This is a genomic window from Nocardia sp. NBC_00403, assembly GCF_036046055.1.
Lineage (GTDB): Bacteria > Actinomycetota > Actinomycetes > Mycobacteriales > Mycobacteriaceae > Nocardia.
This window is the reverse complement of record NZ_CP107939.1, coordinates 388983-412826: the sequence shown is the minus strand read 5'-3', so window position 1 is coordinate 412826 and position 23844 is coordinate 388983. Positions and strand designations below refer to the sequence as shown.

24 protein-coding genes are annotated in these 23844 nt (G+C 66.0%); 10 read left to right on the top strand and 14 right to left on the bottom strand.

Annotation, left to right across the window (positions count from 1 at the left end):
• Nucleotides 1–14 precede the first annotated feature (14 nt).
• Nucleotides 15–1097, bottom strand: a complete 1083-nt coding sequence (locus OHQ90_RS01695; protein ID WP_328406789.1) for an AraC family transcriptional regulator — start codon at nucleotides 1095–1097, stop codon at nucleotides 15–17.
• A gap of 185 nt (nucleotides 1098–1282) precedes the next feature.
• On the opposite strand from OHQ90_RS01695, the gene lpdA reads away from it, so the two are divergent.
• Nucleotides 1283–2683, top strand: coding sequence for a dihydrolipoyl dehydrogenase (gene lpdA / locus OHQ90_RS01690; protein ID WP_328406788.1), 1401 nt, complete (start codon nucleotides 1283–1285; stop codon nucleotides 2681–2683).
• A 78-nt stretch (nucleotides 2684–2761) separates the two neighbouring features.
• Here the strand turns inward: lpdA and OHQ90_RS01685 are convergent, their stop codons facing one another.
• The 3 genes from OHQ90_RS01685 to OHQ90_RS01675 form a co-directional block, all read right to left on the bottom strand.
• The gene (locus OHQ90_RS01685; protein ID WP_328406787.1) at nucleotides 2762–3358 is read right to left on the bottom strand and encodes a Uma2 family endonuclease; all 597 of its coding nucleotides are present in this window, start codon (nucleotides 3356–3358) and stop codon (nucleotides 2762–2764) included.
• Between the two features lie 88 nt (nucleotides 3359–3446).
• Nucleotides 3447–3863 carry a PPOX class F420-dependent oxidoreductase gene (locus OHQ90_RS01680; RefSeq protein ID WP_328406786.1) on the bottom strand — a complete coding sequence of 139 codons (417 nt, stop codon included), beginning with the start codon at nucleotides 3861–3863 and terminating at the stop codon, nucleotides 3447–3449.
• A gap of 91 nt (nucleotides 3864–3954) precedes the next feature.
• Nucleotides 3955–4353: a winged helix-turn-helix transcriptional regulator gene (locus OHQ90_RS01675; RefSeq protein ID WP_328406785.1), complete on the bottom strand. Its 399-nt coding sequence runs from the start codon at nucleotides 4351–4353 to the stop codon at nucleotides 3955–3957.
• 99 nt (nucleotides 4354–4452) lie between these two features.
• Here OHQ90_RS01675 and OHQ90_RS01670 point away from each other — a divergent pair, with 99 nt between their 5' ends.
• Nucleotides 4453–5304 carry an SDR family oxidoreductase gene (locus tag OHQ90_RS01670; protein WP_328406784.1) on the top strand — a complete coding sequence of 284 codons (852 nt, stop codon included), beginning with the start codon at nucleotides 4453–4455 and terminating at the stop codon, nucleotides 5302–5304.
• Nucleotides 5305–5402: 98 nt separating this feature from the next.
• Here the strand turns inward: OHQ90_RS01670 and OHQ90_RS01665 are convergent, their stop codons facing one another.
• On the bottom strand, nucleotides 5403–5780 hold the full coding sequence (locus tag OHQ90_RS01665) for a VOC family protein (protein WP_328406783.1): 378 nt from the start codon (nucleotides 5778–5780) through the stop codon (nucleotides 5403–5405).
• 144 nt (nucleotides 5781–5924) lie between these two features.
• Here OHQ90_RS01665 and OHQ90_RS01660 point away from each other — a divergent pair, with 144 nt between their 5' ends.
• Nucleotides 5925–6701, top strand: coding sequence for a TetR/AcrR family transcriptional regulator (locus OHQ90_RS01660; RefSeq protein ID WP_328406782.1), 777 nt, complete (start codon nucleotides 5925–5927; stop codon nucleotides 6699–6701).
• A 54-nt stretch (nucleotides 6702–6755) separates the two neighbouring features.
• Here OHQ90_RS01660 and OHQ90_RS01655 read toward each other — a convergent pair whose 3' ends face one another.
• Nucleotides 6756–7301, bottom strand: a complete 546-nt coding sequence (locus OHQ90_RS01655; protein ID WP_411998879.1) for a carboxymuconolactone decarboxylase family protein — start codon at nucleotides 7299–7301, stop codon at nucleotides 6756–6758.
• A gap of 348 nt (nucleotides 7302–7649) precedes the next feature.
• Here OHQ90_RS01655 and OHQ90_RS01650 point away from each other — a divergent pair, with 348 nt between their 5' ends.
• Nucleotides 7650–8537 (top strand): nuclease-related domain-containing protein, encoded by an 888-nt coding sequence (locus OHQ90_RS01650; RefSeq protein WP_328406781.1) that lies wholly within the window; start codon nucleotides 7650–7652, stop codon nucleotides 8535–8537.
• Nucleotides 8538–8571: 34 nt separating this feature from the next.
• Here the strand turns inward: OHQ90_RS01650 and OHQ90_RS01645 are convergent, their stop codons facing one another.
• Genes OHQ90_RS01645 through urtD form a run of 3 tightly spaced genes read right to left on the bottom strand, consistent with a single transcriptional unit; the run spans nucleotide 8572 to nucleotide 10844 of the window.
• A complete protein-coding gene (locus OHQ90_RS01645) occupies nucleotides 8572–9303 on the bottom strand; it encodes a GntR family transcriptional regulator (RefSeq protein ID WP_328406780.1) in 732 nt (243 codons plus the stop codon).
• A gap of 10 nt (nucleotides 9304–9313) precedes the next feature.
• Nucleotides 9314–10006, bottom strand: coding sequence for an urea ABC transporter ATP-binding subunit UrtE (gene urtE, locus OHQ90_RS01640; protein ID WP_328406779.1), 693 nt, complete (start codon nucleotides 10004–10006; stop codon nucleotides 9314–9316).
• Nucleotides 9999–10844, bottom strand: coding sequence for an urea ABC transporter ATP-binding protein UrtD (gene urtD / locus OHQ90_RS01635; RefSeq protein WP_328406778.1), 846 nt, complete (start codon nucleotides 10842–10844; stop codon nucleotides 9999–10001). Before urtD ends, urtE begins: the two co-directional genes overlap by 8 nt.
• Nucleotides 10845–10948: 104 nt before the next feature.
• Between urtD and OHQ90_RS01630 the strand changes: the two genes are divergently transcribed.
• Entirely contained in the window at nucleotides 10949–12106 is a 1158-nt protein-coding gene (locus OHQ90_RS01630) for an RNA-guided endonuclease InsQ/TnpB family protein (protein WP_328412462.1), read from the top strand.
• 34 nt (nucleotides 12107–12140) lie between these two features.
• On the opposite strand, the gene urtC is transcribed toward OHQ90_RS01630, so the two are convergent.
• The 3 genes from urtC to urtA all read right to left on the bottom strand — a co-directional run bounded on the left by urtC (nucleotide 12141) and on the right by urtA (nucleotide 15536).
• Nucleotides 12141–13304, bottom strand: coding sequence for an urea ABC transporter permease subunit UrtC (urtC, locus tag OHQ90_RS01625; RefSeq protein ID WP_328406777.1), 1164 nt, complete (start codon nucleotides 13302–13304; stop codon nucleotides 12141–12143).
• Entirely contained in the window at nucleotides 13301–14185 is an 885-nt protein-coding gene (urtB, locus tag OHQ90_RS01620) for an urea ABC transporter permease subunit UrtB (protein ID WP_328406775.1), read from the bottom strand. The genes urtC and urtB overlap by 4 nt, the downstream gene beginning before the upstream one ends.
• 70 nt (nucleotides 14186–14255) lie before the next feature.
• Nucleotides 14256–15536: an urea ABC transporter substrate-binding protein gene (gene urtA, locus OHQ90_RS01615; protein WP_442941293.1), complete on the bottom strand. Its 1281-nt coding sequence runs from the start codon at nucleotides 15534–15536 to the stop codon at nucleotides 14256–14258.
• A gap of 356 nt (nucleotides 15537–15892) precedes the next feature.
• Here urtA and OHQ90_RS01610 point away from each other — a divergent pair, with 356 nt between their 5' ends.
• Nucleotides 15893–17722 (top strand): acyl-CoA dehydrogenase, encoded by a 1830-nt coding sequence (locus OHQ90_RS01610; RefSeq protein WP_328406774.1) that lies wholly within the window; start codon nucleotides 15893–15895, stop codon nucleotides 17720–17722.
• A 380-nt stretch (nucleotides 17723–18102) separates the two neighbouring features.
• Here the strand turns inward: OHQ90_RS01610 and OHQ90_RS01605 are convergent, their stop codons facing one another.
• Complete coding sequence (locus OHQ90_RS01605; protein WP_328406773.1) at nucleotides 18103–19029, bottom strand: TetR/AcrR family transcriptional regulator; 927 nt, start codon at nucleotides 19027–19029, stop codon at nucleotides 18103–18105.
• Between the two features lie 74 nt (nucleotides 19030–19103).
• Here OHQ90_RS01605 and OHQ90_RS01600 point away from each other — a divergent pair, with 74 nt between their 5' ends.
• On the top strand, nucleotides 19104–20339 hold the full coding sequence (locus OHQ90_RS01600; RefSeq protein WP_328406772.1) for an MFS transporter: 1236 nt from the start codon (nucleotides 19104–19106) through the stop codon (nucleotides 20337–20339).
• A gap of 198 nt (nucleotides 20340–20537) precedes the next feature.
• On the opposite strand, the gene OHQ90_RS01595 is transcribed toward OHQ90_RS01600, so the two are convergent.
• Nucleotides 20538–20765 (bottom strand): hypothetical protein, encoded by a 228-nt coding sequence (locus tag OHQ90_RS01595; protein ID WP_328406771.1) that lies wholly within the window; start codon nucleotides 20763–20765, stop codon nucleotides 20538–20540.
• 226 nt (nucleotides 20766–20991) lie between these two features.
• Here OHQ90_RS01595 and OHQ90_RS01590 point away from each other — a divergent pair, with 226 nt between their 5' ends.
• Genes OHQ90_RS01590 through OHQ90_RS01580 form a run of 3 tightly spaced genes read left to right on the top strand, consistent with a single transcriptional unit; the run spans nucleotide 20992 to nucleotide 23832 of the window.
• Nucleotides 20992–21984, top strand: a complete 993-nt coding sequence (locus tag OHQ90_RS01590) for a substrate-binding domain-containing protein (RefSeq protein ID WP_328406770.1) — start codon at nucleotides 20992–20994, stop codon at nucleotides 21982–21984.
• A gap of 19 nt (nucleotides 21985–22003) precedes the next feature.
• On the top strand, nucleotides 22004–23056 hold the full coding sequence (locus OHQ90_RS01585) for an ABC transporter permease (RefSeq protein WP_328406769.1): 1053 nt from the start codon (nucleotides 22004–22006) through the stop codon (nucleotides 23054–23056).
• The gene (locus OHQ90_RS01580) at nucleotides 23053–23832 is read left to right on the top strand and encodes an ATP-binding cassette domain-containing protein (RefSeq protein WP_328406768.1); all 780 of its coding nucleotides are present in this window, start codon (nucleotides 23053–23055) and stop codon (nucleotides 23830–23832) included. The genes OHQ90_RS01585 and OHQ90_RS01580 overlap by 4 nt, the downstream gene beginning before the upstream one ends.
• The last annotated feature ends 12 nt before the right edge of the window (nucleotides 23833–23844 follow it).

Here is a 23844-nt window from a genome sequence, read left to right as displayed (position 1 = left end):
AGGCGGTTCGGCGGCTAAAGCGGGCCCGAGGTCCGCAGCTGTGACGGCGACGAACCGGCCCACCGCTGGAAAGCCTTGCGCAGCGCGCGATCATCGGTGAATCCGAGCCGCCCCGCGATGGCCGCGGTGGTCAAACGGCCTTCTCCCAGTAGGGTTTTCGCCTGTTCATAGCGCACGAGGTCGAATTCGTGCCGCCAGGTGGTGCCCTGCTCGGACAGCTGGCGTTGCAGGGTACGCGGGCTGACCGCCAGCCTGCGCGCGACCGCGGCAAGCGACGCGTCGCCGTCGGCGACGGCGGCCGTCACCGCGATGCGGAACGCATCGAGCGGACCGGCGATCGGGCGAGCTGTCGCCAGCACCAGATCGGCGTGGCTGCGCAGTAGGTCGGCGAGCAAGGGGTCCGCGCGCGACAAGGGGGCGGTGGCGTCGGCGGCGCTGAAGGTGATGGTGTCGGCGGGTGCGTCGAATTCGATGCGGTCGGTGCCGAAGGCGTCGGTGAGCGCTGTGTGATCGCGTGGCGCGGCATGACCGAAGGTGACCGAGGTCGGGATGACGGCGCGGCCGGTAGCCTCACGGGCCCGCCGCAGGTAGTAGGCGAGCACATACTCGTTGACCATGGCCACGGCCGCCGGATCGCCTGCGGTGGTGCGGAAGCCCACGGTGAGGTCGCCGTCGTGATGCAGATCGAAGCCTTCGGCTGCCGCGGTCACCAGGCGGTGATATGGCTGGGCCGAGCGCAGCGCATCGGCGAGCGTCGACCCCGTGGTGACGAGGTAATCCCAGGTGGTGAGGGTGCCGAGCGGAGCGGCATCGGCCACGGCCACGCCGCCGCCCGGCCCCGGCCGCGCGGCGGCCAGCAACTCCCACAGCCGGATCAGCGAACGCAGCGGAATTCGATTGAGCTCCCCGGCGAGGGCGGCGTCGTCGATGCCGTGCACCGTCGCGAGTTGTTCGGCGCCGACACCCGCGCGCCGTGCTTGCGCGAGGACCAACCGGATCAAATGGGTCGACGCGGTCTCGTCCAACGGGTCGAGCGCCAACGGCACCGATCGCTGTCCGGTACGCGGATCGTCGACACCTGCTCCGCGATCAGCCACCCGTTCACAGTAATGAGCAGGCACCGGCCTGGTCGCGCGCGCGGTGCGGCCAGGTGCCCGTGACCACCCCTCTTGATCCGTTCATTTTGTTCACGCCGACGATCTGCCAGGTCGATGCGTCGTGCTTCTCACTGTTGCGGGGGACCGGTGGGTGAAGTCCTGGCGGCGGAGTTAGGCTCGGTGACGTGACTTCCCATTACGACGTTGTCGTTCTCGGTGCCGGTCCTGGCGGTTATGTCGCCGCCATCCGTGCGGCACAACTTGGCCTCCGTACCGCGATCGTCGAGCAGAAGTATTGGGGCGGCGTCTGCCTCAATGTCGGCTGTATCCCCTCCAAGGCACTGTTGCGCAATGCGGAACTGGCGCACATCTTCACCAAGGAGGCCAAGACCTTCGGCATCTCCGGTGAGGTGAGCTTCGACTTCGGCGTCGCGTTCGATCGCAGCCGCAAGGTCGCCGACGGCCGCGTCAAGGGCGTCCACTTCCTGATGAAGAAGAACAAGATCGACGAGTTCGACGGGAAGGGCACCTTCACCGACGCGAACACGCTCTCGGTCGCGCTGTCCAACGGCGGCACCGAGACGATCACCTTCGGCAACGCGATCATCGCCACGGGCACCGTCACCAAGCTGCTGCCCGGCACCTCGCTGAGCGCGAACGTCGTCACCTACGAGGAGCAGATCCTCACCAAGGAACTGCCCGGCTCGATCCTGATCGTCGGCGCGGGCGCGATCGGTATGGAGTTCGGCTACGTCCTGAAGAACTACGGCGTCGACGTGCGCATCGTGGAGTTCCTGGACCGCGCGCTGCCGAACGAGGACGCGGACGTCTCCAAGGAGATCACCAAGCAGTACAAGAAGCTCGGCATCACCATCTCCACCGGTGCGGCCGTGCAGTCCATCGATGACGACGGATCGAAGGTGACCGTCAGCATCAAGGACAACAAGAGCGGTTCGATCGAGACCGTCACCGTCGACAAGGTGCTGCAGGCCGTCGGCTTCGCGCCCAGGGTCGAGGGCTACGGCTTGGAGAACACCGGTGTCGCGCTCGAGCGTGGCGCCATCGCCATCGACGACAACATGCGCACCAATGTGCCGCATATCTACGCCATCGGTGACGTCACCGCGAAGCTCCAGCTCGCCCACGTCGCGGAGGCACAGGGCGTCGTCGCCGCCGAAACCATCGCGGGCGCGCCGACCGTCACCCTCGGCGACTACCGCATGATGCCGCGCGCCACCTTCTGCCAGCCGCAGGTCGCCAGCTTCGGCCTCACCGAGCAGCAGGCCCGTGACGAAGGCTACGACGTGAAGGTCGCGACCTTCCCGTTCACCGCCAACGGCAAGGCCCACGGCCTCGGCGACCCGACCGGTTTCGTCAAGCTGGTCTCCGATACCAAGTACGGCGAACTCCTCGGCGGCCACCTGATCGGCCCGGACGTCTCCGAGCTGCTGCCGGAACTCACCCTCGCCCAGAAGTGGGACCTCACGGTCAACGAGCTGACCCGCAACGTCCACACCCACCCGACGTTGAGCGAGGCACTGCAGGAAGCGTTCCACGGCCTCGGCGGCCACATGATCAACTTCTGATCGGGTTCACCCGCGCCTCGACGGTGGCCGGTTCGCTGCGGCGGACCGGCCACCGTCGTTTTCGTCGGCGACTCGTACTCAGCCGTCGAGGTCAGCGAACGGAATCTCCACAGGGAAGGGCTCCTTGAGGACGAGAACTTCCTGGTGAGTCTCTGCCAGTCGATAGTTTCCGCTGGCCCAGTCCAGCCGGAATTCCTGAATGATCTTGACACGCAGCTCGCCGTCGAGATGGACGACGAGGTAGGTAGGTATCCCCTCGCCCGCATATTCGGCCCGTTTGTCCACTGTGTCGATGTATTCCGAACCAGGGGAGATGACCTCGACTACCAGCAGGGCGTCCTCGGTCGTCAGCTTCTGACCGCGAGGGAAGCATCGATGGACGACGACGTCGGGGCGGCGGAACGAGAAACCAGGGCTGCGCGGGCGCACTTTGCGGTAATGCATCTCGAAATCGGTCACCACGCGTGTGCAGGGCTCGGCGGGGCGCGCCGCATCGAATCCATTCGCCAGGCGTCGAGCGACGATGTTGTGCTCGACACTGCCGCTACGGCAGAAGATCACCCTGCCATCCAGCACTTCGATCTGCTTCTGCACCTCGGCCGGCAGTGCCTCATACCCTTCTTCGGTGATGAGCAGTGTCTCCGGGTCGGCAGCCCAGGCAGGCAGCGCGCTCATGATCACCTCGGTCTCGTGGGGGATGGTCGCACCAATCGTATGCCGGTCCGACCGCCAACTCCCGATACCCGGATTGCGCGAGGGGCGCTCAGAGCATGCCGTAGGCGTGGGTGGGGGTCAGGCGGACCAGGGCGCGGCGGTCGGTGACCATGGCTCGGCGGTATTCGTCCCAGTCGGGGTGTTCGCCGGAGCCCGCGCGGTAATAGGCGATCAGTTCGTCGACGGTGGGGTCGTCGGGGGCGGCGGCGACGGGGGTGAGTTCGACGGTGCCTTCGAGGACGGCGTAGGCGAAGAAGTCGGGGCGGGTCACGTGGATCGCGGCCCATGGGTCGCGGGCGAGGTTGTGATACTTGGCGCGGTCGGCGGTGATGGAGATGCGGATGATCCCGTCGTCGCCGACGACGTGCAGGACGTTGGATAGCTGGGGGCGGCCGTTGCGGCGGATGGTGGTGAGCACGGATCGCTTGGTCGCGCGCGCGAAATCGAGTGCGGAGGACAGTTCCATGACCAGGTCAACCGGTCACCCTCGACGGTGCTTCCCCTGCGTGTCGGCCGCGGCCCGATCCGCGAGTCGTCGACCATCGCGGGTCCGCCGGTTATGCGCGGTGGTAGGCCGCCTGGGCATCGCGGACCCGTGGCATGTTCGTTTCGAGCACCTGGATCAGGGATTCCAGGCGATCGGCGACGTCGGCGCCGAGATCGGTGAGGGTGTATTCGACGCGCGGCGGGATGGTCTCGTGGACCTCGCGGTGCACCATGCCGTCGCGTTCGAGGGCCTGCAGGGTCTGCGACAGCATGCGCTCGCTGACGCCGTCGACGCGTCTGCGCAGCGCGCTGAATCGGTACGGCCCCTCGCGCAATGCGACGAGGGCCAGGATGCCCCAGCGGCTGGCCACGTTTTGCAAAACCGGACGTGACGTGCAGTTTCTAGCGAAAACATCGGCTTCCAGCGCGGGATCGTCGGTCTCCGCCAACTGGATGCGCTGTGTACTCATGGATTCGATGGTACCCAACTTGACCTTAGTGGTGTAGAGATGCATAGTGCTTACTATTAGTTAGTGCTTACGGATCAGTTGATACATATGGAGGTAGTCATGACTGTGGCAGTCACCGGAGCAAGTGGGCACCTGGGTCGTCTCGTGGTGGAGGCGCTGTTGCGCGACGGGTCGACCCCGGTCGTCGCGATCGTGCGTGACCCGCGGAAGATCGCCGATCTGGCCGAGCGCGGCGTCGATGTCCGGCAGGCCGGCTACGACGACCCGGACGCGCTCGACCGCGCGCTCGACGGCGTCGACCGCGTGCTGCTCATCTCCGGAAATCAGTTCGGCGAACGAGTCGCCCAGCACACCAACGTCATTCGGGCCGCAGAGCGGGCCGGTGTGAAACTGCTTGCCTACACCAGCATTCCGCGCGCCACCGAAAACCCGTTGATCCTGGCGCAGGAGCACCAGGGCACCGAAGCTGTACTCGCGGAATCGACGGTCCCGCATGCCGTGCTGCGCAACAGCTGGTACTGGGAGAACTACTTCGGTGGGCTCGGCCACGCTGTCGAAACCGGGGTGCTGCATGGCGCCGCGGGCGCAGGTCGAGTGGCGGCCGCCGCACGTGCCGACTACGCCGAGGCGGCCGCGCGCGTGCTCACCACCGATGGGCACGAGGGCAAGATTTATGAACTCGGCGGCGACGAGCGTCTCACCTATGCCGAACTGGCGCAGGTGATCTCGGAGGCATCGGGCAAGCCGGTGCGCTACGAGAACCTGTCGCAGGCGGACTACAGCGCGGCGCTGCGGCAGGCGGGTCTGGATGCGGGCTACGCCGCGGCGCTGGCCGACGCGGACACCGGAATCGCCTCCGGGATTCTCGATGTGGACAGCGGCGACCTGCAGAAGCTGATCGGCCGCGCCTCGACGCCCGCGGTCGAGGTGTTCCGCGCGGGTCTCGCCTGACCGGCGCGGGCGAACACCCTAGCGGGTGGTAGTGGACTTCCACTGCGCACTCGCGAGGGTGTCCGTCTATCGGGTACCGCCCCGGCCGTTCGGATCGGTCACACCCATTGAACCAACTGCAGAATGATCCCGTTCGGATCGCTCATCTGGAAGTAGCGCTCACCCCACTCCTCGGTCTCGATGGGTGTCACGATCGGCACGCCCTCGGCTTGCAGCCGCGCATACTCCGCGTCGATGTCGTCGACGACGAACACGACGAGCAGGCCGTCACCGGCGTGACCTGCCGCGCTCTTCGGCTTGAAGGTTTCCAGTCCGGTCCGCAGGAAGATCAGGTTCAGGCCTGCGTCCGGCCGATCCAGTGAAACGAATCCGTCGGCCGACATCTTCTCGGTGAAACCGAGGTGGTCGACGACGAACTTCGCCGAAGCCTGCGGGTCGGCGACATTGAGCGAGATGGCGGAAGCGGTGATGTTCATGGGCTCTCCTCTGGACTGCACTCAATCTCTATACTAAGTACGCTATACTTTGTAGAGAGATCTACGCCGTGCTGCACTATGATCTACGTCACGTCGATACCATCGTGAGCTCGGGCGGTGGGGCCGCACGACCGAGGAGAAGGTGTGGCGGACAAGCAGCCGAAGGAACGCAGCGGCGCGGGCGATCCCGTGCGAACTCTGGAGTTGCTCTGGCGCGTGCCCGGAGACCAGGGCGCGGTGCGTGGACCGAAGCAGCGCAGCAGCGTCGACGCCGTGGTTGCCGCGGCCATCGCGATTGCCGACGCGGACGGGATCGGCGCACTCACCATGCGCGCCGTCGCCAACCGGCTCGGCCGCACGCCGATGGCCACCTACACCTATGTGCCCGGCAAGGCGGAGCTGATCGACCTGATGCTGGACACGGTCTATGGCGAGATGTCGCGCACGGATCTGACCGACCTGCCCTGGCGTGACCGGGTGACCACGATCGCTGCGGAGAACCGTGCGCTGCTCGCCCGGCATCCGTGGGTGGCCTACTTGCCCACTACTCGTCCGCCGCTCGGCCCCGGTCTCGCCGCCAAGTACGACCACGAACTGCGGGCCTTCGACGGCCTCGGCCTCGGTGACGTCGAGATGGATGCCGCACTCACCTTCGTGCTCGGCTTCGTCACCTCGGTCGCCCGCATCGCCATCGACACCGCCCGTGCGGTGGCCGACAGCGCCATGACGGACCTCGAATGGTGGGCGCGGGCCGCACCGGTCCTGGCACAGGTCTTCGACGCCGACCGCTACCCGCTCGCCGCCCGCATCGGCGCCGCCGCAGGCCGGGCCCACGACGCCGCCTACAGCGCCGACCACGCCTACGAATTCGGGCTGACCCGGGTCTTGGGCGGTTTGGCGACGTTGATCGAAAGCCGTTGAACAACAGCGCCGTACGCTCGTCAGGCGCCGGCGAAAGCGGGCCGATCGGCTGTGCTATACCGCGTCGCGCTGGATGCGCAGGGCGGTGATGGTAGCGGCCAAGCCCTCGTATTGGTTGACGAGCAGGACGATTTCGATGAGACGACGCTCGTCGTAATGCTCGGCCAGGGTCGACCAGGCGGCATCGTCGATATCGCGAGATTCCACCAATTGGTCGACAGCGCAGAGCAGCGCGCGGTGCTTGTCCGACCATTCGGGCGCGGACGGTCCGGTGCGGAGACGGTCCAAAATTTCGAACGTGACGCCGGCGCGTTTGCCGAGGCGGATGTGGTGGTCCATCTCGTATTCGCAAGCACGCAGGTGCGCGACGCGCAGAATCACGAGTTCCGACTCGTGCCGCGGCAGCTTGCCGCCCGGCATGAGCTTGCCCGAGTAGTGCAGCCAACCCCGGAACAGGCCCTTGGTGCGACCGAGAGTGCTGAAAAGATGGGCATCGTCGGTCCCCGCGGCGCGGGAGAGCGCTTGCCAGACAACCCAATTGATGGGACCCAGCTCCCGGAGCCGACCAGGTGAAACCCGTGGTTGCAACGCTGAAACCATGCTTGCGCCTCCTCCTGCGCGATCTCCGGGTAGCGCGTCTGCGCTGCGGGGATCCTGATTGCGGGCCCGAGGTGGGACGGGCCGACCCGAGCGTACTAAAGCGTTCCTCCCGGGCCGGTGAGGTCCGGAAAGTCCGGGCTCCGAAGTGTCGGTCCACCGTGCCGTGAGCCGGGCGGGCAAGTCCGATACGGGTCAACAAGGCGACCGGCCGGTCTGGATCACGGTGTTGTTCTTGCCGCTCTCGGGTTTTCGGTGGCCTTCGGGGTGGTAGCGCGTCATCATCAGTACCGGCGCGGCAGTGCGGCGGGAGGACCGCGTCGATCCGAATGAGGCGGGTAGGAAAACGCAATGCTGGTGAAGATCAAGACCGGAGCGACTCTTTCCGGGGCCGAACAGGAGTTCGTCGAGTCCTTGCGGGTGTTCCCGACGACGTGCCTGGCGGTGGTCGACCTGGATGTGGGCGACAACGGAACCCGGCAGGTCGACGCGGTGCTCTTCACCGCGCGCGGCATCACGGTGATCGAGGTCAGGGGCTTCCGGCGCCGCCAGAGCGGCATTCTCGATATCTCTGCCGACGGGCCGTGGACGATCAGCGATGCGCGGGCCGACTTGGACGACGACGGCGTGGTCAGTCCGACCGACCAGCTGGAACACGCGGTGTACGCGGTGAAGAGCCGGCTGGAGCGGGCGCTGCTCGACCCGGGCCATGTGTGCGGTGCGGTGGTGCTCGTCCCGTTTCACGGCGTTGTGGTGCGCCCGGCGCGCACCAACCTGCGCCCCGGTATCGACGTCCTCGCCGCCAATGCTCGCGACGCGACCGAACTGCGCATCTACCTGGAAGGCTTCTCCGCGGGCCCGCGCAACTGGACCGCCGACCGCGTATTCGCCGCCTACCGAGCACTCGGTGTGGACAACGGCCCCTCACGCGCCGAACTCATCGCCGACGGGTTCGACGCGGTACTTCCCGACCCGAACCCGATCGGCTTGCCGGAGGCCGGACCGCCGTGGGTCGCGCCGATCCCCGGCGAGCCGACGCGACGTCAGAGCATTGCCTCCTGGATTGTCCTCGCCCTCGCGGTCATCGGGATTTTCGTTGTCATCGGCGCAGTCATCAGCGGTATCGCGCACGATTCCGGCCGTGCGCACCCCGAACCGGGCAGTGGGATGACGAGCCCGACACCCGCACCACCGCCGTATCATCCGGTCGAATGCTGGCCCCTCCAGCCGGATTGCTGATTACTCGAGTCCGACCGGATCGGCTCGCCGAGCGTCAATCACGCACGGCGCGAGCGAGTTTGGTCAGGTCGAGGGCCTGCTGGGCACGCGAAAGAACGTGAGCACGTGAACTGTCGATATGGGCGGTGAGGGTGCCGAGAGCTCGATCGGGGTTGCCGGACAGGAGTTGTTCGGCGATGGCGATGTGTTCGGCGGTCATGGTGGCAATGCGGTCAGGGGTCGGCAGATCCAAGGTGCGGACCGGGCGTACCCGGACGTAGACACCGGTGAGCGCATCGGCCAGCGCCGTATTGCCCGCCGCGGCAAGCAGTGTCGTATGGAACTGCTCGTCGGCGGCAACCAGTGCCGGGCCCGGCGCGGGCGGATCCTCGAGCATCCGGCGCCAGGTGTCGAGTTCTGCACGCACCAGTGCCAGATCGTGTGCGGGTGCCGGGTCGAACCTGCTTGCCTCGCGTTCGGCGGCCTGCGCGACGTCGATTATGCGCTGAATCCCCCTGGTTTCCAACACGATCCGCAGCTCGTACAGGTTGTCCAATTCTTCGAGGCGCGGCCGGTACGGGTACAGCCCGTCGCTGTGGCGCTCGACGAGCCCGTCGGCCTGCAACCGGGCCAGCGCCTCCCGTACCGGGGTTCGGGACACACCGTAGATCTCGGCGAGACGCTCCTCGCCGAGCCGTTCGGTCGGCACGATCGCGCCCGTGGCCAGGTCTCGCCGCAGCGAGTGATACACCCTCTCGCTCAGTGGGACTCGCCCCCTGCGCGTCATGGCGGCCAGCTCAGATCGCCATCGCCGAGCGAACCGCGGTCTCCGCACTCGCACCGCCCGCGCCATCGGAGCCAACGCGCCCGGATTGCAGGATGTAGTAGTGCTGCGCGGCTTGCAGCGCGAAACCGATGTGCTGTTCGACGAGCAGCACACTCAATCCGCCGCGCCGGGTGAGATCGATAATGGTGCGCTCGATTTCGGCGACCACCGACGGCTGGATACCCTCGGTCGGCTCGTCCAGGATGAGCAGCTTCGGCTCGGTGATCAGGGCCCGCGCGATCGCCAGCTGTTGCCGCTGGCCGCCGGAGAGCAGGCCGGCCTTGCGAGTCAGCAGCTCGCGCAGGGCCGGAAACAGGTCGAGCGACTCGTCGATCAGCGCCTTGCCGCGCTTGCGGCCGTCGGCAACCACCTGGAGGTTCTCCGCGGTGGTCAGCTGCGGGAAACTCTGTTGTCCCTGCGGCACATACGCGATGCCGCGCCGCACCCGGCGCGACGGTGACATCTTGGTGATCGTCTCGCCGTCGAACTCGATGCGGCCCGATTTGGCACCGATCAGGCCGACGGCGGTGCGCAGCAGGGTGGTCTTGCCCGCGCCGTTGTGTCCCATGATCGCCACGACGCTGTCGTCCGGGACGGACACCGAAACACCGTGGATCACCTCGGTCCGGCCGTAGCCGGAGTGGATATCGACGAGCTCAAGCATCGGCGGCCTCCTTGTTCGCTGCGGTGGAGCTCTCTTCGATGTCCCCGTCCAGCCCGATGGCTGCCGCGGTACCGAGGTAGACCTCCTGTACCTTCGGATCGACCTGCACCTGCTCGACCGTGCCTTCGCTGAGCACTTTGCCCGCGGCGAGCACCGTCACCGAGGTGGCGAAAGCGCGCATGAAATCCATATCGTGCTCGACCACGATGACGATGCGTTCGCCGCCGATGCGGCGCAACAGGTTTCCGGTTTCCTCGCGTTCTTCGGCGCTCATGCCGGCAACCGGTTCGTCGAGCAGCAGCACCGAAGCGTTCTGCACCAGCAGCATGCCGATCTCCAGCCACTGTTTCTGTCCGTGGGCGAGCACACCGGCAGGCTTGTCGCGCAGCTCACCGAGGCCGGTGATCTCGAGCGCCTCTTCGATACTCGGCAGCACCGATGTGCGCCGCCGCAGCATGGTCAGCGCCGAGCGGCCCGCGCCCGCCGCGATATCTAGGTTCTGTAGGACGCTGAGCTGTTCGAAAACGCTTGCCGTCTGGAAGGTTCGGCCGATGCCGAGGCGCGCGATCTGGTGCACCTTCTTGCCGAGCAGTTCGACGCCGGACTTCTGCGCCGACCCGGTGGCGGGCACCAGCCCGGTGATCGCGTCGATGAGCGTGGTCTTGCCTGCGCCATTGGGCCCGATCAGGAAGCGCAGATCACCTTGCAGCACAGTGAGATCCACGTCCGTGACGGCCTTGAAGCCGTCGAAACTCACCGAAAGGCCACGGATTTCGAGGTACTCGCTCGACATGCCGGCATTGCCGCCGAGCTTCGGTTCGTGTGTTGTCTCGGTCATCGGGTGTTTGGCGCGGATACTCCTTCGTTCGCGGGGGAAAGGAAGCGCCATCCTCCTTCCAGAGATTGGGTCGCCAGGATTTGTCGGTGGTGTCGGTTAGATTGCTGGGTGTGACCGAGGTAGTGCGATACAGCTACCGACTGCGCCCTGGCGTGCAGGCAGAGCGGGCGCTGGTCTCGGAGTGGCATCGGTGCCGGTTTCTGTGGAATGAGGCTGTGCATCAACGGAAGTCGGGTGCAGGTTCCACCTTCGGCAAGCTCGGAAAGTTGCTTACCGAAGCGCGTGGCCGGACCGCGTGGTTGCGGGAGGGGTCGCAGGTCGCCCAGCAGCAGACCCTCCGTACCTATACGCAAGCCCTCGACCATTCGTTCACGGTGAAAGGGCGTGGTCGCCCGAGGTTCAAACCACGTAAGAAGGCGTTGCTGTCGCTGGAGTACACCGTCCGCGGGTTCACTATCCGTGCAGGCAGGCTGCTGCTCCCGAAAGGGGTGAGTATCCCGGTCGTGTGGTCGCGGGAACTGCCGTCGGATCCGACGTCTGTCCGGATCACCCGGGACAGTCCTGGGCATTGGTATGCCTCGTTCGTCGTGCGGCGTGAGGTGGAAACCGTGCCGACGGTAGAGGGCGGTGTCGGTATCGACTGGGGTGTGAGCGTCACGGCCACGACCACCGACACCCGGTTCGACCTGCCGTTTCTGGGGCATCGGAAACGGTGCGCGGCGGAACTCGCGAAAGCGCAACGCCGCATGGCCCGTCGGCACAACGGCAAACGTGGCCCACAGTCGCGCGGCTACAAGCGGGCCGCCCGCGAGGCTGCCAAGCTGCACAAGAAAGCGGCGCGGCAAACCCGGCATGATTCGCGGGTGTGGGCGAAACGTGTTGTCGCTCATCATGCGTTGATCGCGGTGGAGGATTTCCGGCCGAAGTTCCTGGCGAAGTCCACGATGGCGCGCAAAGCGGCGGATGCGGCGATTGGTGGGGCGAAGCGGGAGTTGGTCGAGCGTGGTGTGCGGGCTGGCCGGAAGGTGGTGTTGGTTCAGCCCGCCTTTACGACGATGACGTGCAGTCGGTGTTTCGCGAGAACCAAGCGACTGGAACTGTGCGAGAGGACTTTCCGATGCATCGACTGCGGTTACACCGCGGGTCGGGATCGGAACGCTGCCGGAGTGGTTCTGGTTGTGGCAGAACGCGGCCACATCAGTGTCGACGACATGAGACAAGTGGATCACTTCCCTCGGGTGGGTGGTTCGGTTGCGGTCTGAGCTGGAAATCTCCTGCCTTCAGGCAGGGGAAGCGTTAACACGACTTCACCTTCTCCTGCGTCGTCGATGTCGGTAGTTCCGTACTCGCCGCGACCAGAGCCGGTGCGGCGGGCGACGTCGGCGCGGTGCGGCGGAATCTGCTGTCCAGCGCGCCCTTCAGCATGGGCCACACACCGGCAAGACCGGCCGGAATGAACCCGACGACCACGATGAACAGCACGCCCTGCAGGTAGGTCCAGCTGGACGGGAATTCCTCCGAAAGCGCGGTCTGCGCCCACGCGACGCCGATCGCGCCGAGCACCGGCCCGAGCAGAGTGGTCCGGCCGCCGATCGCGACGCCGATGATGAAGGCGATGGAGGGCACCACCCCGATATCGGCGGGTGAGATGATGCCGACGATGGGGGTGAACAGCGCGCCCGCGATGCCCGCGAAGAAGGCCGCGACGACATAGGCGACGATTTTGACGTTGGCCGGGTCGTAGCCGAGGAAGCGCACCCGCTCCTCCTGATCACGCACGGCCACAAGCAGTTCGCCGTAGCGGCTGCGCATCAGCTGGCGGACCAGCGCGACGACCACGAGCAGCGTGCCCGCCGCGATGAAGAACAGCATCTGCCGGTTGGTCGGATCCGACAGCTTGAACCCGAAGAAGGCGCGGAAGTCCGAAAGGCCGGTGAAGCCGCCGATCTTCTGCTGACCGGTGAGCAGGATGGCCAGCGCTGCGGCAAGCGCCTGGCTCAAGATGGCGAAGTAGGTGCCCTTGACCCGGCGCTTGAACACGCCGTACCCGAGCGCCGCCGCAACGAGCGCGGGCAGTACCAGAATGCCGATCAACGCGACCGGGCCCGAGGCGAAAGGCTGCCAGAACGAGGGCAATTCGCGAATACCCGCGATCTCCATGAACTCCGGCACGTCGTTGTGCAGCCTGGCCGCGTCGGCCATCTGCAGGTGCATCGCCATGATGTAGGCGCCGATGCCGAAGAACACGCCCTGACCGAGGGTGAGCATTCCGCCACGGCCCCAGGCCAATCCGATGCCCGCCGCGACGATGGCGAAGCACAGGAACTTGGCGAGCAGGTTCAGCCGGAAGTCGCTGAGCATGGCAGGTGCGACCGCGAACAAGAGGATCGCGGCGACCGCGAACCCGCCGAGCGTGGTCAGCGAGGAGTGTGCGCGCCACCGTTGCACAAGTGTGGTCATGCGAGACTCCTTGTCCGGACCGTGAACAGGCCCTGCGGCCGGACCTGCAGGAAGATCACGATGATGACGAAGACGATCACCTTGGCGATGGATGCGGTGGTCGAGTATTCGATGTAGGAATTGAGCAGGCCGAGCGCGAACGCCGCGATGACGGTGCCCTTGATCTGCCCGAGGCCGCCGATCACCACCACGAGGAACGCGTCGATGAGATAGCTCTGTCCGATGGTGGGGCTGGTCGAACCGATCAGGGTGAGTGCGACACCCGCGACACCGGCCAGGCCGGAGCCGATGAAGAACGTGCTGATATCGGTGACGCGACTGGAAACGCCGCTGGTCTCGGCCAATCCGCGGTTCTGCACCACCGCGCGGATGCGGCGGCCCAGCGGCGTCGCCTTGAGCACCGTGGCCAGCGTGGTCACCGCGACGACCGCGAGCACCAGGATGAAGATGCGTGTCTTCGGCACCACCGCGCCCATGATGGTGATGCCGCCGCCGAGCCATTCGGGGACGAGCACATTCTTGGCCGGTGCGCCGAAGATGTCGCGGGCCAGCTGTTGCAGCACCAAGCCGACACCGAAGGTGACGAGCAGGGTGTCCAGCGGCCGGTCGTACATCCAGCGAATCAGGCCCATTTCGAGCGCAGCGCCGAGTAGGCCGCCGACGAGGAATCCGATGAGCAGCGACACCATCAGTGAGACACCGGCCGACGAGAAAACCTTCTGCACAACGTAAGTCGTGTAGCAGCCGGCCATGATGAACTCGCCGTGCGCCATGTTGATCACGCCCATCTGACCGAAGGTCAGCGAAAGGCCGAGCGCGGCGAGCAACAGAATCGATCCCAGACTCAGCCCGGTGAAGAGCTGGCCGATCAGCACGTCCATAAAGGTTCCTAACGGTGTCGGCCGGTGCGGGCCCGGTCCCCTCGACGAGACCCGCACCGGCGCTGATCGACTACTTCAGGCCCTTGGCCCAGTCGTAGGACTTCAGGTAGGGGTCCGGAGTGACGGCCTTGCCCGAGTTCCACACCGTGTAAATGAGTCCGTCCGGCCGGATTTCACCGACACGGGCGGTCTTGGTGATGTGGTGGTTGGAGCCGTCGAGGGTGACCAGACCCTCGGGTGCCTCGAAACTCACGCCGTCGGCCGCGGCCTTAATGTCGGCCACTGCGAAGGATTTCGCCTTCTCGACGGTGTTCTTCCAGAGGTAGACCGAGGCGTAGGCGGCTTCCATCGGGTCCGAGGTCGGCTTGTCGGCGCCGAAGGCGGCCTTGTAATCCGCGACGAACTTCTTGTTCACCGGGGTGTCGACGGTCTGGTAGTAGTTCCACGCCGTCAGCTGCCCCGCGATGTTCTGCGCGCCGATGCCCGCGACCTCTTCCTCGGCGATGGACACCGAAACGACCGGCATCTCAGCGGCTTTCAGGCCCGCATTGGTGTACTCGCGGAAGAACGCGACGTTGGAGTCGCCGTTGAGGGTGTTGAACACCGCACCCGCCTTGGCGGTGCGCACCTTGTTCACGATGGTGGAGAAGTCGGTCGAGCCGAGCGGGGTGTAGTCCTCGCCCTTGATCTCGATGCCGTTGGCCTTCGCGTATTCCTTGATCTCGCGGTTGGCGGTCTGCGGGAAAACGTAGTCGCTGCCGACCAGATAGAGGGAGGTGATGCCCTTCTGCTTCAGGTAGTCCAGCGCGGGAATGATCTGCTGATTGGTGGTCGCGCCGGTGTAGAAGATGTTCTTGCTGTCTTCCAGGCCCTCGTACTGGACGGGGTAGTAGAGCAGCGAGTTCAGGCTCTCGAACTTCGGCTTCATGGCCTTGCGGCTCGAGGAGGTCCAGCCGCCGAATACCGCGGCGACGCAGTCGGAGCTGATGAGCTTTTCGGCCTTCTCGGCGAAGGTCTTCGGGTCGGAGGCGCCGTCCTCGAGCACCAGGTCGATTTTCTTGCCGAGGACGCCGCCCGCTGCGTTGATCTGGTCGATAGCGAGCTTGGTGGAGTTGGCGACGGTGACCTCGGAAATGGCCATCGTGCCCGACAGTGAGTGCAGGGAACCGACCTTGATCGAATCCTTCGACGTGTCGACGCAGGACGCGGCGTTGGAGCCGCTGGTCGAGTCGTCGTCCTTGGCGCCACAGGCGGTCAGCAACAGACCGGCAAGTACGACTGCCGTCGGGGCGACCAGCGCTTTTGCCGCGCGATGCATGCGTGGCCGATGGATGGCACGGGAATCTGGCATGGGGCAGGACCCTTCTCACTTCATCAGGTGTTCGGCGGCGCTGCGTGCGCCGCGGGCGAATACACGCGCCTTTGCACCGGTCAGGTGGGTCGACCGGGATGTATACAACGGCTGTATTCGTGGTGCGAACACTAGACAGAAGTTGTTGCGCCGGAATGACTCCCGATGACGAGTCCGTTGCCTGTGTTTCCGCCGTGTGAACCTTTGTGGTAACCGCTCGGTAAACGACGGTGAGGCTTCCCAATGGCTACGGTTGCGTAGCGTCGTCGCGGTACGGCAGGCTTCGTTTGTACATCGTCAGAAAGCCGATCCCGTGGCTCGCCTGGCCACGGAGTTGTCAGTCGAGGAGGACCACGGTGGGTCACTACAAGGCGAACGTGCGCGACATCGAATTCAATTTGTTCGAGGTGTTGCAGCTGGACAAGCTGCTGGATACGGGTGCCTACGGTGATCTCGACTCCGACACCGTGCGCGAGATCCTGACCGAGGTGAAGCGTCTCGCCGAGGGCCCGGTCGCGGAATCGTTCGCCGCGGCGGATCGCGATCCGGTGGTCTACGACCAGGCCACCTACTCCATCTCCGTGCCGGAGCCGCTGCGCAAGACCATCGCGGCCGTGCGCGAGGCCGATTGGGGCAGGCTCGGCATGCCGGAGGGGATGGGCGGCACGCCCGCGCCCGCTGCGGTCATCTGGGCGATCAACGAGATGCTCACCTCCGCAAACCCGTCGGCGAGCTTCTTCAATATGGGTCCGGTGATGGCCTCGGTGCTCTATAACGTCGGCACCGACGAGCAGCAGGCATGGGCCACCAAGGGCTACGACCGTGGCTGGCAGGGCACCATGGTGCTGACCGAGCCGGATGCCGGCTCGGATGTCGGCGCGGGGCGCACCAAGGCCGTCCGGCAGGAGGACGGCTCCTGGCACATCGAGGGCGTCAAGCGTTTCATCTCCGGCGGCGATGTCGGTGAGACCGCGGAGAACGTCTTCCACCTCGTGCTGGCTCGACCCGAGGGCGCGGGACCCGGCACCAAGGGCCTCTCGCTGTTCTATGTGCCCAAGTTCCTCTTCGATCACCAGACGCTCGAGCTGGGCGACCGCAACGGTGTGTATGTGACCGGTGTCGAGCACAAGATGGGCCTGAAGTCCTCGCCCACCTGTGAGGTGACCTTCGGTGGCACGGACGTTCCCGCCAAGGGCTGGCTGGTCGGCGAGGTGCACAACGGCATCGCGCAGATGTTCCAGGTCATCGAGAACGCGCGCATGGTGGTCGGCATCAAGTCCACCGGCACGCTGTCCACCGGATACCTGAACGCGCTCGACTACGCCAAGCAGCGCGTCCAGGGCGCGGATCTGACCCGGATGTCGGACAAGGAGGCGCCGCGCGTCACCATCACCAACCACCCGGATGTGCGGCGCAGCCTCGCCATGCAGAAGGCCTATGCCGAAGGTCTGCGCGCGGTGTATCTGTACACCGCGGCACATCAGAATGCCGATGTAGCGCAGCTGGTTTCGGGTGCCGATGCCGAATTAGCGCACCGGGTGGACGATTTGCTGCTGCCGATCGTCAAGGGTGTCGGCTCCGAGCGGGCCTACCGGTACCTCACCGAATCGCTCCAGACACTGGGTGGTTCGGGATACCTGCAGGACTACCCGATCGAGCAGTACATCCGCGACGCCAAGATCGACTCGCTGTACGAGGGCACCACGGCGATCCAGGCGCAGGACTTCTTCTTCCGCAAGATCATTCGCGACAAGGGCGTCGCCATCGCGCACGTCACCGGGCAGATCTCCGCTTTCCTCGAGATGAAGACCGGTCGCTTCGAGTCCGAAAGGGCGCTGCTGGCCACGGCGCTCGCCGACGTGCAGGCGATGGCGGCCACGCTGACCGGATACCTGATGGCCGCGCAGCAGGATCCGGCCGAGCTGTACAAGATCGGCCTGGGTTCGGTCCGTTTCCTGTTCGCCGTCGGCGACCTGCTGATCGGCTGGCGGCTGCTGGTGCAGGCCGAAATCGCCGCGACCGCACTGGCCGCGGAACCGGCGGCGAAGGACCGGCCGTTCTATGCCGGAAAGGTCGCTGTCGCAAGCTTCTTCGTGAAGAACGTGCTACCGGAGTTGACCGCGGTCAAGGGCATTCTCGCGGCGATCGACAACGACATCATGGAGATGGACGAGGCGGCGTTCTAGGCGCTGCCGTGTTCTGACGCGGGCTCGGCCGAACGTCTCGACTCGACCGCCGGTGGCTACGGGCACCGGCGGTTCTGTCGGGTGGCCATTCGAGGACGGCCGGTCAGGAGCGATACCCGGGGGCGGCCTGTGGCTCGGTGGCTGGACGTTCGTTGATGTGATCGGCTGGGAGCCCTACGGGGGCTGGGAGGGTCTGCGACTCTGTCGGCCGAGCGTTCGTTGAGTCGGTCGGCTGGGAGCCCTACGGGGGCTGGGAGCGTCCGCGACTCTGTCGGCCGAGCGTTGGCTGAGTCGGTCGGCAGGGGCCCTACAGGCCGGTGAGGGCGCGCGACCTTCGGGCCGGAGAGGGCCCGCGACTTGCGGGGGCGGTGCCGGCGGAGTCAGTCTGCCAGCAGCTTGAGTACTACCGGGCGGGAAAGTGTGCCCCCGACTCGGCGGGCCAACTGGTTGGCCCCCGCGCCTGCTGCGTGGGCCGCCCGCAGGGCTTCGGCCAGTTCGTCGCGGGCGGCCTCGGCGGCTGCCTGTGCGTCGCGTAGCCGCTGGGCAGCCCGGTCCACGTTGTCAGCGGAATCCTCCGGGCCGGTGTGCGCGGGCGGCTCCACCGCGGCATTGTCATCCGCTCTGGCGATCGCCTCGACCGGAGTCTCGATCGCTGCGGTGCGGAGCGTCCCGGTAGGCGCGGCGGCCGCCGTCCGGGTGGTCAACTCATTGACCGATGGATCGTCTCGGGGCTCGCGCCGCATGGCGGCCCTGGCGAACTCCTGCATGAACCGTTTGGTTGTTTGGTAGTCCTCGGCGGCAGCGCCGAGCAGCAGGCGGGTGGTCTGCGGGACCGCGTATGTCCAGTTGGCGACGCCGCACAGGGCAAGGAGAACGAGTCCGGCCTGCTGTTCGTCGACGCCGAATTGCTCTCGGGCCCGGTCGAATTTCTGCACGTAGTGCTCGGCTCGCCAGCCGTCGATGTCGTGTGCGTCGGCCCCGCGATGGAGTGATTCCCAGAGCAGCAGTCGCAGCAGCTGGGGGTTGTCGCGGTGGTAGTCGAAGAGCTTGCCGACGTAATCGCCCGGTTCGGTGTCGGCCATCGGCTGCACCACGTCGATGAACTCGCGCAGTGTGTCGATGAGGATGACGTCGAACAGCTTGTCCTTGCTGCCGAAAAGGCCGTAGATGCGTTCCTTGTTGACTCCGGCCGCCTCGGCGATGCGGTCGACTCGACCGCCCGCAAGGCCGTATTCGGCGAATTCGTCCCGGGCGGCGCGCAGCAGCGCCTGCTTGGTCGCGTCGCTGCGCTTCATCGTGACGGTCATGGCTTGGACTTTACCATTTCATTAAACCAACTATTTGGTTGACAAGGTTTGATGGCCGTCGTACTGTCAGCGCTATGGCAACGCCGACACTTCAGCTTCCGGCCGGTACACCGGCTGCCGCACGCACCCGGAGCGTGTCACCACGCGCGCACACCGGGCGCACACTGCCCGTCTTCGTCTTGTCCGCCCTGCTGGCCACCGGCCAGATGTACATCCCGATTCCGCTGTTCACGGCCATGAAAGCCGATTGGAACGTCGGCTCGGGGGTGATGACGTGGATCATCAGCGCCTTCGCATTCGGCTACGCGGGCGGCTTCGTGCTCTTCGGCCCGCTGTCGGATCGCTTCGGCCACCGGCGGGTGCTGGTCACCGGCATGATCGCTGCCGCAGTGGTAACACTGTTGACCGGCCTGGCGTTCAGTGCGCCGCTCGCGGTCGGGCTGCGGATCGTGCAGGGTCTGGTCGTCGGTTCCATCCCACCGGCGATCATGGCCTACGTCGCCACTCGCATCGCGCCCGCGCACCGGCCTGTCGTCACCATGTCGGTGGCCACCTCGTTCCTTGCCGCGACGGTGCTCGCGCAGATCGTCTCGCAGGCGGTGGTCGCCGCGTTCCCGTGGCGCACCATGTTCGTCGGTTCGGCCGTCGTCTTCACGGCACTGGCGCTCGCCCTGCGTGCTGTCATGCTCGATGACGCGCCGACCGGCCGGGACAAGCCGCTGCTGCACAGCTACGCGGCGATTCCTGCGGTGCTGCGGATCAAACCGCTGCTGCCGATGCTTGCCGCCGGTGCGTTGAGCATGGCGGTGATGGTCGGGGTCTACACCGGCATCGAACTCACCGGCATCGTCGAGGGATCGGGCGAACTGCTCGCTCTGCGGGCCGGTGCGCTCCCGGTGATGGTCGCGCTGCCACTGCTCGCGATGCCGCTTGCGCGGCTGTCGAAGCCGGGCCAGATCGTGCTCGGCGTGCTCGTCGCCGCTGCCGCGATGGTGCTCGCCACCTTCGAAGGCGGACACCTCGGGGTGTTGACCGTGCTGCTCGCCGTGCTCGTCGGCGGCCTCGGCATCATCGCCCCCGCCGTCCTGCAGAGCGCAGGCGAGCTGGGCGGGGAAGCCAGGGCCGCGGCCTCTTCGGTCGCGATGTTCAGCTTCTACGTCGGTGCGACCGTCGGCCCGATCGTCGCGGCGGCCGCTGCACCACACGGCTTTTCGATGCTCGCGTGGACACTGGCCATCCTGCTGGTCACCGCACTCGGGCTGACCATGCTCGGTATGCGGTTCCAGCGCACAACCTGCGTGAGCAAATAACTGGCTGGGCGACATCGGTTTTCGCTGATGTCGCCCGGCTTTGTCATATCGGGCTGCCGCGCCGCGTGCCGAATAGCCATCAGTTCGAACGTTCCGGCCTCGGCTGTGCTGGGCCGACGAGCTCCGGGGCACCCGACCGCGCTATGGCCGATTTGTGTTCTGCTGCTTACGGATACGACAACAGCGTGCCGTCGGCTACTACTGCTCCTTGATCTTGTCGGCCGCGTCTTGGGCGCGCTGCGCGAGTTCGCGGGCTTCGGTGATGATCTGTTCGAGTTCGGTTGCTTCCACGCCGTTCTCGGCCGACCTGGTGGCGGTTTCCTCGAGCCGGTTGAGCCGGTTGAGCAGGGTGGTCTGCGCCTGCTCGAACGCGGCGCCGTCCGCCTGCTGCATGGTCAGCTCGAGGAAGTAGCGGGCGACTGGCACCAGGTGCTCGGATGCAAGACCGCGATCCGGGTGGATGTAGACAGGTTCGCGGGCAAGCTGTGGCGGAAAGTCTTGCGGGACAAGCAGAAACCTGGAATGTCGGCCCGCCGGCCGTGGTGGTGCTTCCCACTGCTTGGGGTAGTCCGGATTGTATATCTGATGTCAGTCGGCTTACGTACCGCGTTGGCGGGCGGTGTATTTCGGCCCGACAGGCAGATTGGACGTGATGACAATGATCTCGCAAACGATACAGCGGCGGCGTGTCCTGCCTTGGCTTGTCGCGGGCCCTGTGCTCGCCGCGTGCAGCGCGCCGGGCACCGGCAGCTCCGCGCAGACCCGCACCCCGGCCGCTGCGGGCACGTTGCGCTCGGTTGCGGTGGTCACCCAGAGCAGCCCGAGTGACGCTTTCTGGAGTGTGGTGAAGAACGGTGCGTTGGCTGCGGGCAAACAGCTCGGCATACGCGTCGACTACTACTCTGCCGAGGATCCCAACGCGCAGGCCAAACTCATCGACAATGCCGTCGCGCAGCGTGTCGACGGCCTGGTCGTCTCGATGGCCTACCCGCAGCCGCTGGGCCCCTCCATCCGACGCGCCGTGGCGGCTGGCATCCCGGTGGTGACTACCAACTCCGGCGAAGCCGAAAGCGCCGGCCTCGGCGCCATCGGCCACGTCGGCCAGAGTGAGCGACCTGCCGCGGTGGCCGTGGGTAAACGCCTGCGCGATGCCGGAAAGACCAAGCTGCTGTTGGTGAACCATATGGCCGGCCAGGTCAGCGCCGACAATCTTGCCAGCGGTGCCGCGGAGGGCTTCGGTAATGCCACCACGACGGTGGTGGTCGACATCAACAACCCGACAGATGTTCAGTCTCGGATCAAGGCTGCGCTCCAGGCCGACCGGTCGATCGACGCAGTGCTGTCCTACAACGCGCAGATCGCTGCCCGCTCGGTCGCCGCGGCACAAGAAGCCAACTCCACCGCAGCGATTGCCACCTTCACCCTCAACACCGAGGTGCTCGACGCCATCCGAGCGGGCAAACTGTTGTTCGCCGCCGACCCGCAGCAGTACGAACAAGGGTATCTGCCCATCGTGCTGCTGCAGCTCTACCGGTCGAACCTCGATACCGTCGGCGGCGGCCTGCCGATCCAGACGGGCCCCAGCTTCGTCGACAAGTCCAATGTCGATGCGATCGCCCAGCTCGTGGCGCAGGGAACGCGCTGAGACCGGCCGGGAGCGCGAAGTGACTGTTGCGGCAGAAGCTTCCGACTCGATGCCGCGTCCGCCGAAAGGGCGCGCACCATTGGTGCATCGGTTGATCGTGTGTCCGGAGACCGGTGCGGCGCTGGGTGCGGCCGCGGTGTTCGTGTTCTTCTCGGTCGTCACCGATAAGTTCCTGAGCCCGTTGGGTATCTCGACGTGGCTGGACGCCGCGTCGCCGATCGGCATCATGGCTATCGCCGTGGCTTTGCTGATGATCGGCGGTGAGTTCGATCTGTCGGCCGGTGTGATGACCGGGTCCACCGCGCTGGTCACCGCGCTGCTCGCAGTGCACGTCGGGTGGAATGTGTGGTCGGCGCTGCTTGTCTCACTGATGTTCGCGCTGGCCGTGGGCGCGCTAAACGGCTGGCTCGTGGTACGGACCGGGTTACCGAGTTTCATCGTCACTCTCGGCACATTCCTTGCGCTGCAAGGCCTCAACCTCGGTGTGACGCGCCTGGTCACCGGCACTGTGCAAGTGTCGGGCATCCACAACTCGGGCGGCTACTCGTCGGCGAGTGCGGTGTTCGCCTCCACGACCGGCATCGGTGACGCTCGCATACAGGCCTCGACCCTGTGGTGGATCGTGCTCACGATAATCGCCGCAGTCGTGCTGGTGCGCACCCGATTCGGGAACTGGGTCTTGGCTCTCGGCGGCTCGCAGGTGGGCGCACGAGCGGTCGGCGTGCCCGTCGGGCGCACCAAGATCATCCTGTTCATGACCACCTCAGCCGCCGGCTGGGTGGTCGGCTCGTGCGACATTCTGCGATTCGACAGCGTCCAGGCGAGCCAGGGTGTCGGATCGGAGTTTCAGTACCTCATCGCCGCGGTCGTGGGTGGCTGTCTGCTGAGCGGTGGTTTCGGGTCCGTGGTCGGCGCTGCGATCGGTGCGCTGACCTTCGGCATGGCACAGCAGGGAATTGTGTTCGCGCGCTGGAACAGCGACTGGTTCATGCTGTTCCTCGGCATCCTGCTGCTGTCGGCAGTGCTGGTGAACACCGAGTTCTCCAAGCGCGCGGAAAGGGCACGCCGATGACTGCGCTGATCGAAACACTCGCTGTCGGAAAGAGTTACGGCAGTGTGGTGGCGCTGCGGGACGTGTCGATGGTTGTCAACGCGGGCGAGGTCACCTGCGTGCTGGGCGACAACGGCGCCGGCAAATCCACCCTCATCAAGATCCTCTCCGGCGTACACCAGCACGACAGCGGCGAGGTGCGGATCGAAGGCGAGCCGACCCGGCTCTCCTCACCGCGTGCGGCCATGGACCGCGGTATCGCCGCTGTGTACCAGGACTTCGGACTGATACCGCTGATGAGCGTGTGGCGCAACTTCGTCCTCGGCTGCGAACCCACCACCGGATTCGGGCCGCTGCGGCTGCTGGACCGGCGCAAAGCCCAGCAGATCGCACGTGTTGCCTTGTCCGACATGGGAATCGATATTCAGGATCTGGAACAGCCCGTCGGCACGCTGTCCGGCGGGCAGCGGCAGTGCTTGGCCATCGCGCGGGCGGTGCACTACGGCGCCAAGGTGCTGATCCTCGACGAACCGACCGCCGCGCTCGGCGTGAAACAGGCGGGCGCGGTCCTGCGGTATGTCGTGCAAGCTCGCGACCGCGGGCTCGGCGTCATCCTCATCACCCACAACCCCCACCACGCCTACCTGGTCGGTGACCGGTTTCTGCTACTCGAGCGAGGCACTGTGCTCGGCTCCTACGAGAAGCTCGACATCGGGCTGCCGGAGCTCACCCAGCAGATGGCCGGTGGCGCAGAACTGAACGCACTACAGCACGAATTGCAGCGAGTGGTGACGTGACCGACCTGAAAG

Excerpts from the sequence above, each read along its gene's own strand:
- OHQ90_RS01685 (WP_328406787.1), bottom strand. The coding sequence starts at position 3,358 with ATGAGCGCGCTGCCTGCCTGGGCTGCCGACCCGGAGACACTGCTCATC.
- OHQ90_RS01680 (WP_328406786.1), bottom strand. The coding sequence starts at position 3,863 with ATGGAACTGTCCTCCGCACTCGATTTCGCGCGCGCGACCAAGCGATCC.
- OHQ90_RS01675 (WP_328406785.1), bottom strand. The coding sequence starts at position 4,353 with ATGAGTACACAGCGCATCCAGTTGGCGGAGACCGACGATCCCGCGCTG.
- OHQ90_RS01670 (WP_328406784.1), top strand. The coding sequence starts at position 4,453 with ATGACTGTGGCAGTCACCGGAGCAAGTGGGCACCTGGGTCGTCTCGTG.
- OHQ90_RS01665 (WP_328406783.1), bottom strand. The coding sequence starts at position 5,780 with ATGAACATCACCGCTTCCGCCATCTCGCTCAATGTCGCCGACCCGCAG.
- OHQ90_RS01655 (WP_411998879.1), bottom strand. The coding sequence starts at position 7,301 with ATGGTTTCAGCGTTGCAACCACGGGTTTCACCTGGTCGGCTCCGGGAG.
- OHQ90_RS01650 (WP_328406781.1), top strand. The coding sequence starts at position 7,650 with ATGCTGGTGAAGATCAAGACCGGAGCGACTCTTTCCGGGGCCGAACAG.
- OHQ90_RS01645 (WP_328406780.1), bottom strand. The coding sequence starts at position 9,303 with ATGACGCGCAGGGGGCGAGTCCCACTGAGCGAGAGGGTGTATCACTCG.
- urtE (WP_328406779.1), bottom strand. The coding sequence starts at position 10,006 with ATGCTTGAGCTCGTCGATATCCACTCCGGCTACGGCCGGACCGAGGTG.
- urtD (WP_328406778.1), bottom strand. The coding sequence starts at position 10,844 with ATGACCGAGACAACACACGAACCGAAGCTCGGCGGCAATGCCGGCATG.
- urtC (WP_328406777.1), bottom strand. The coding sequence starts at position 13,304 with ATGACCACACTTGTGCAACGGTGGCGCGCACACTCCTCGCTGACCACG.
- urtB (WP_328406775.1), bottom strand. The coding sequence starts at position 14,185 with ATGGACGTGCTGATCGGCCAGCTCTTCACCGGGCTGAGTCTGGGATCG.
- urtA (WP_442941293.1), bottom strand. The coding sequence starts at position 15,536 with ATGCCAGATTCCCGTGCCATCCATCGGCCACGCATGCATCGCGCGGCA.
- OHQ90_RS01605 (WP_328406773.1), bottom strand. The coding sequence starts at position 19,029 with ATGACCGTCACGATGAAGCGCAGCGACGCGACCAAGCAGGCGCTGCTG.
- OHQ90_RS01600 (WP_328406772.1), top strand. The coding sequence starts at position 19,104 with ATGGCAACGCCGACACTTCAGCTTCCGGCCGGTACACCGGCTGCCGCA.
- OHQ90_RS01590 (WP_328406770.1), top strand. The coding sequence starts at position 20,992 with ATGACAATGATCTCGCAAACGATACAGCGGCGGCGTGTCCTGCCTTGG.
- OHQ90_RS01580 (WP_328406768.1), top strand. The coding sequence starts at position 23,053 with ATGACTGCGCTGATCGAAACACTCGCTGTCGGAAAGAGTTACGGCAGT.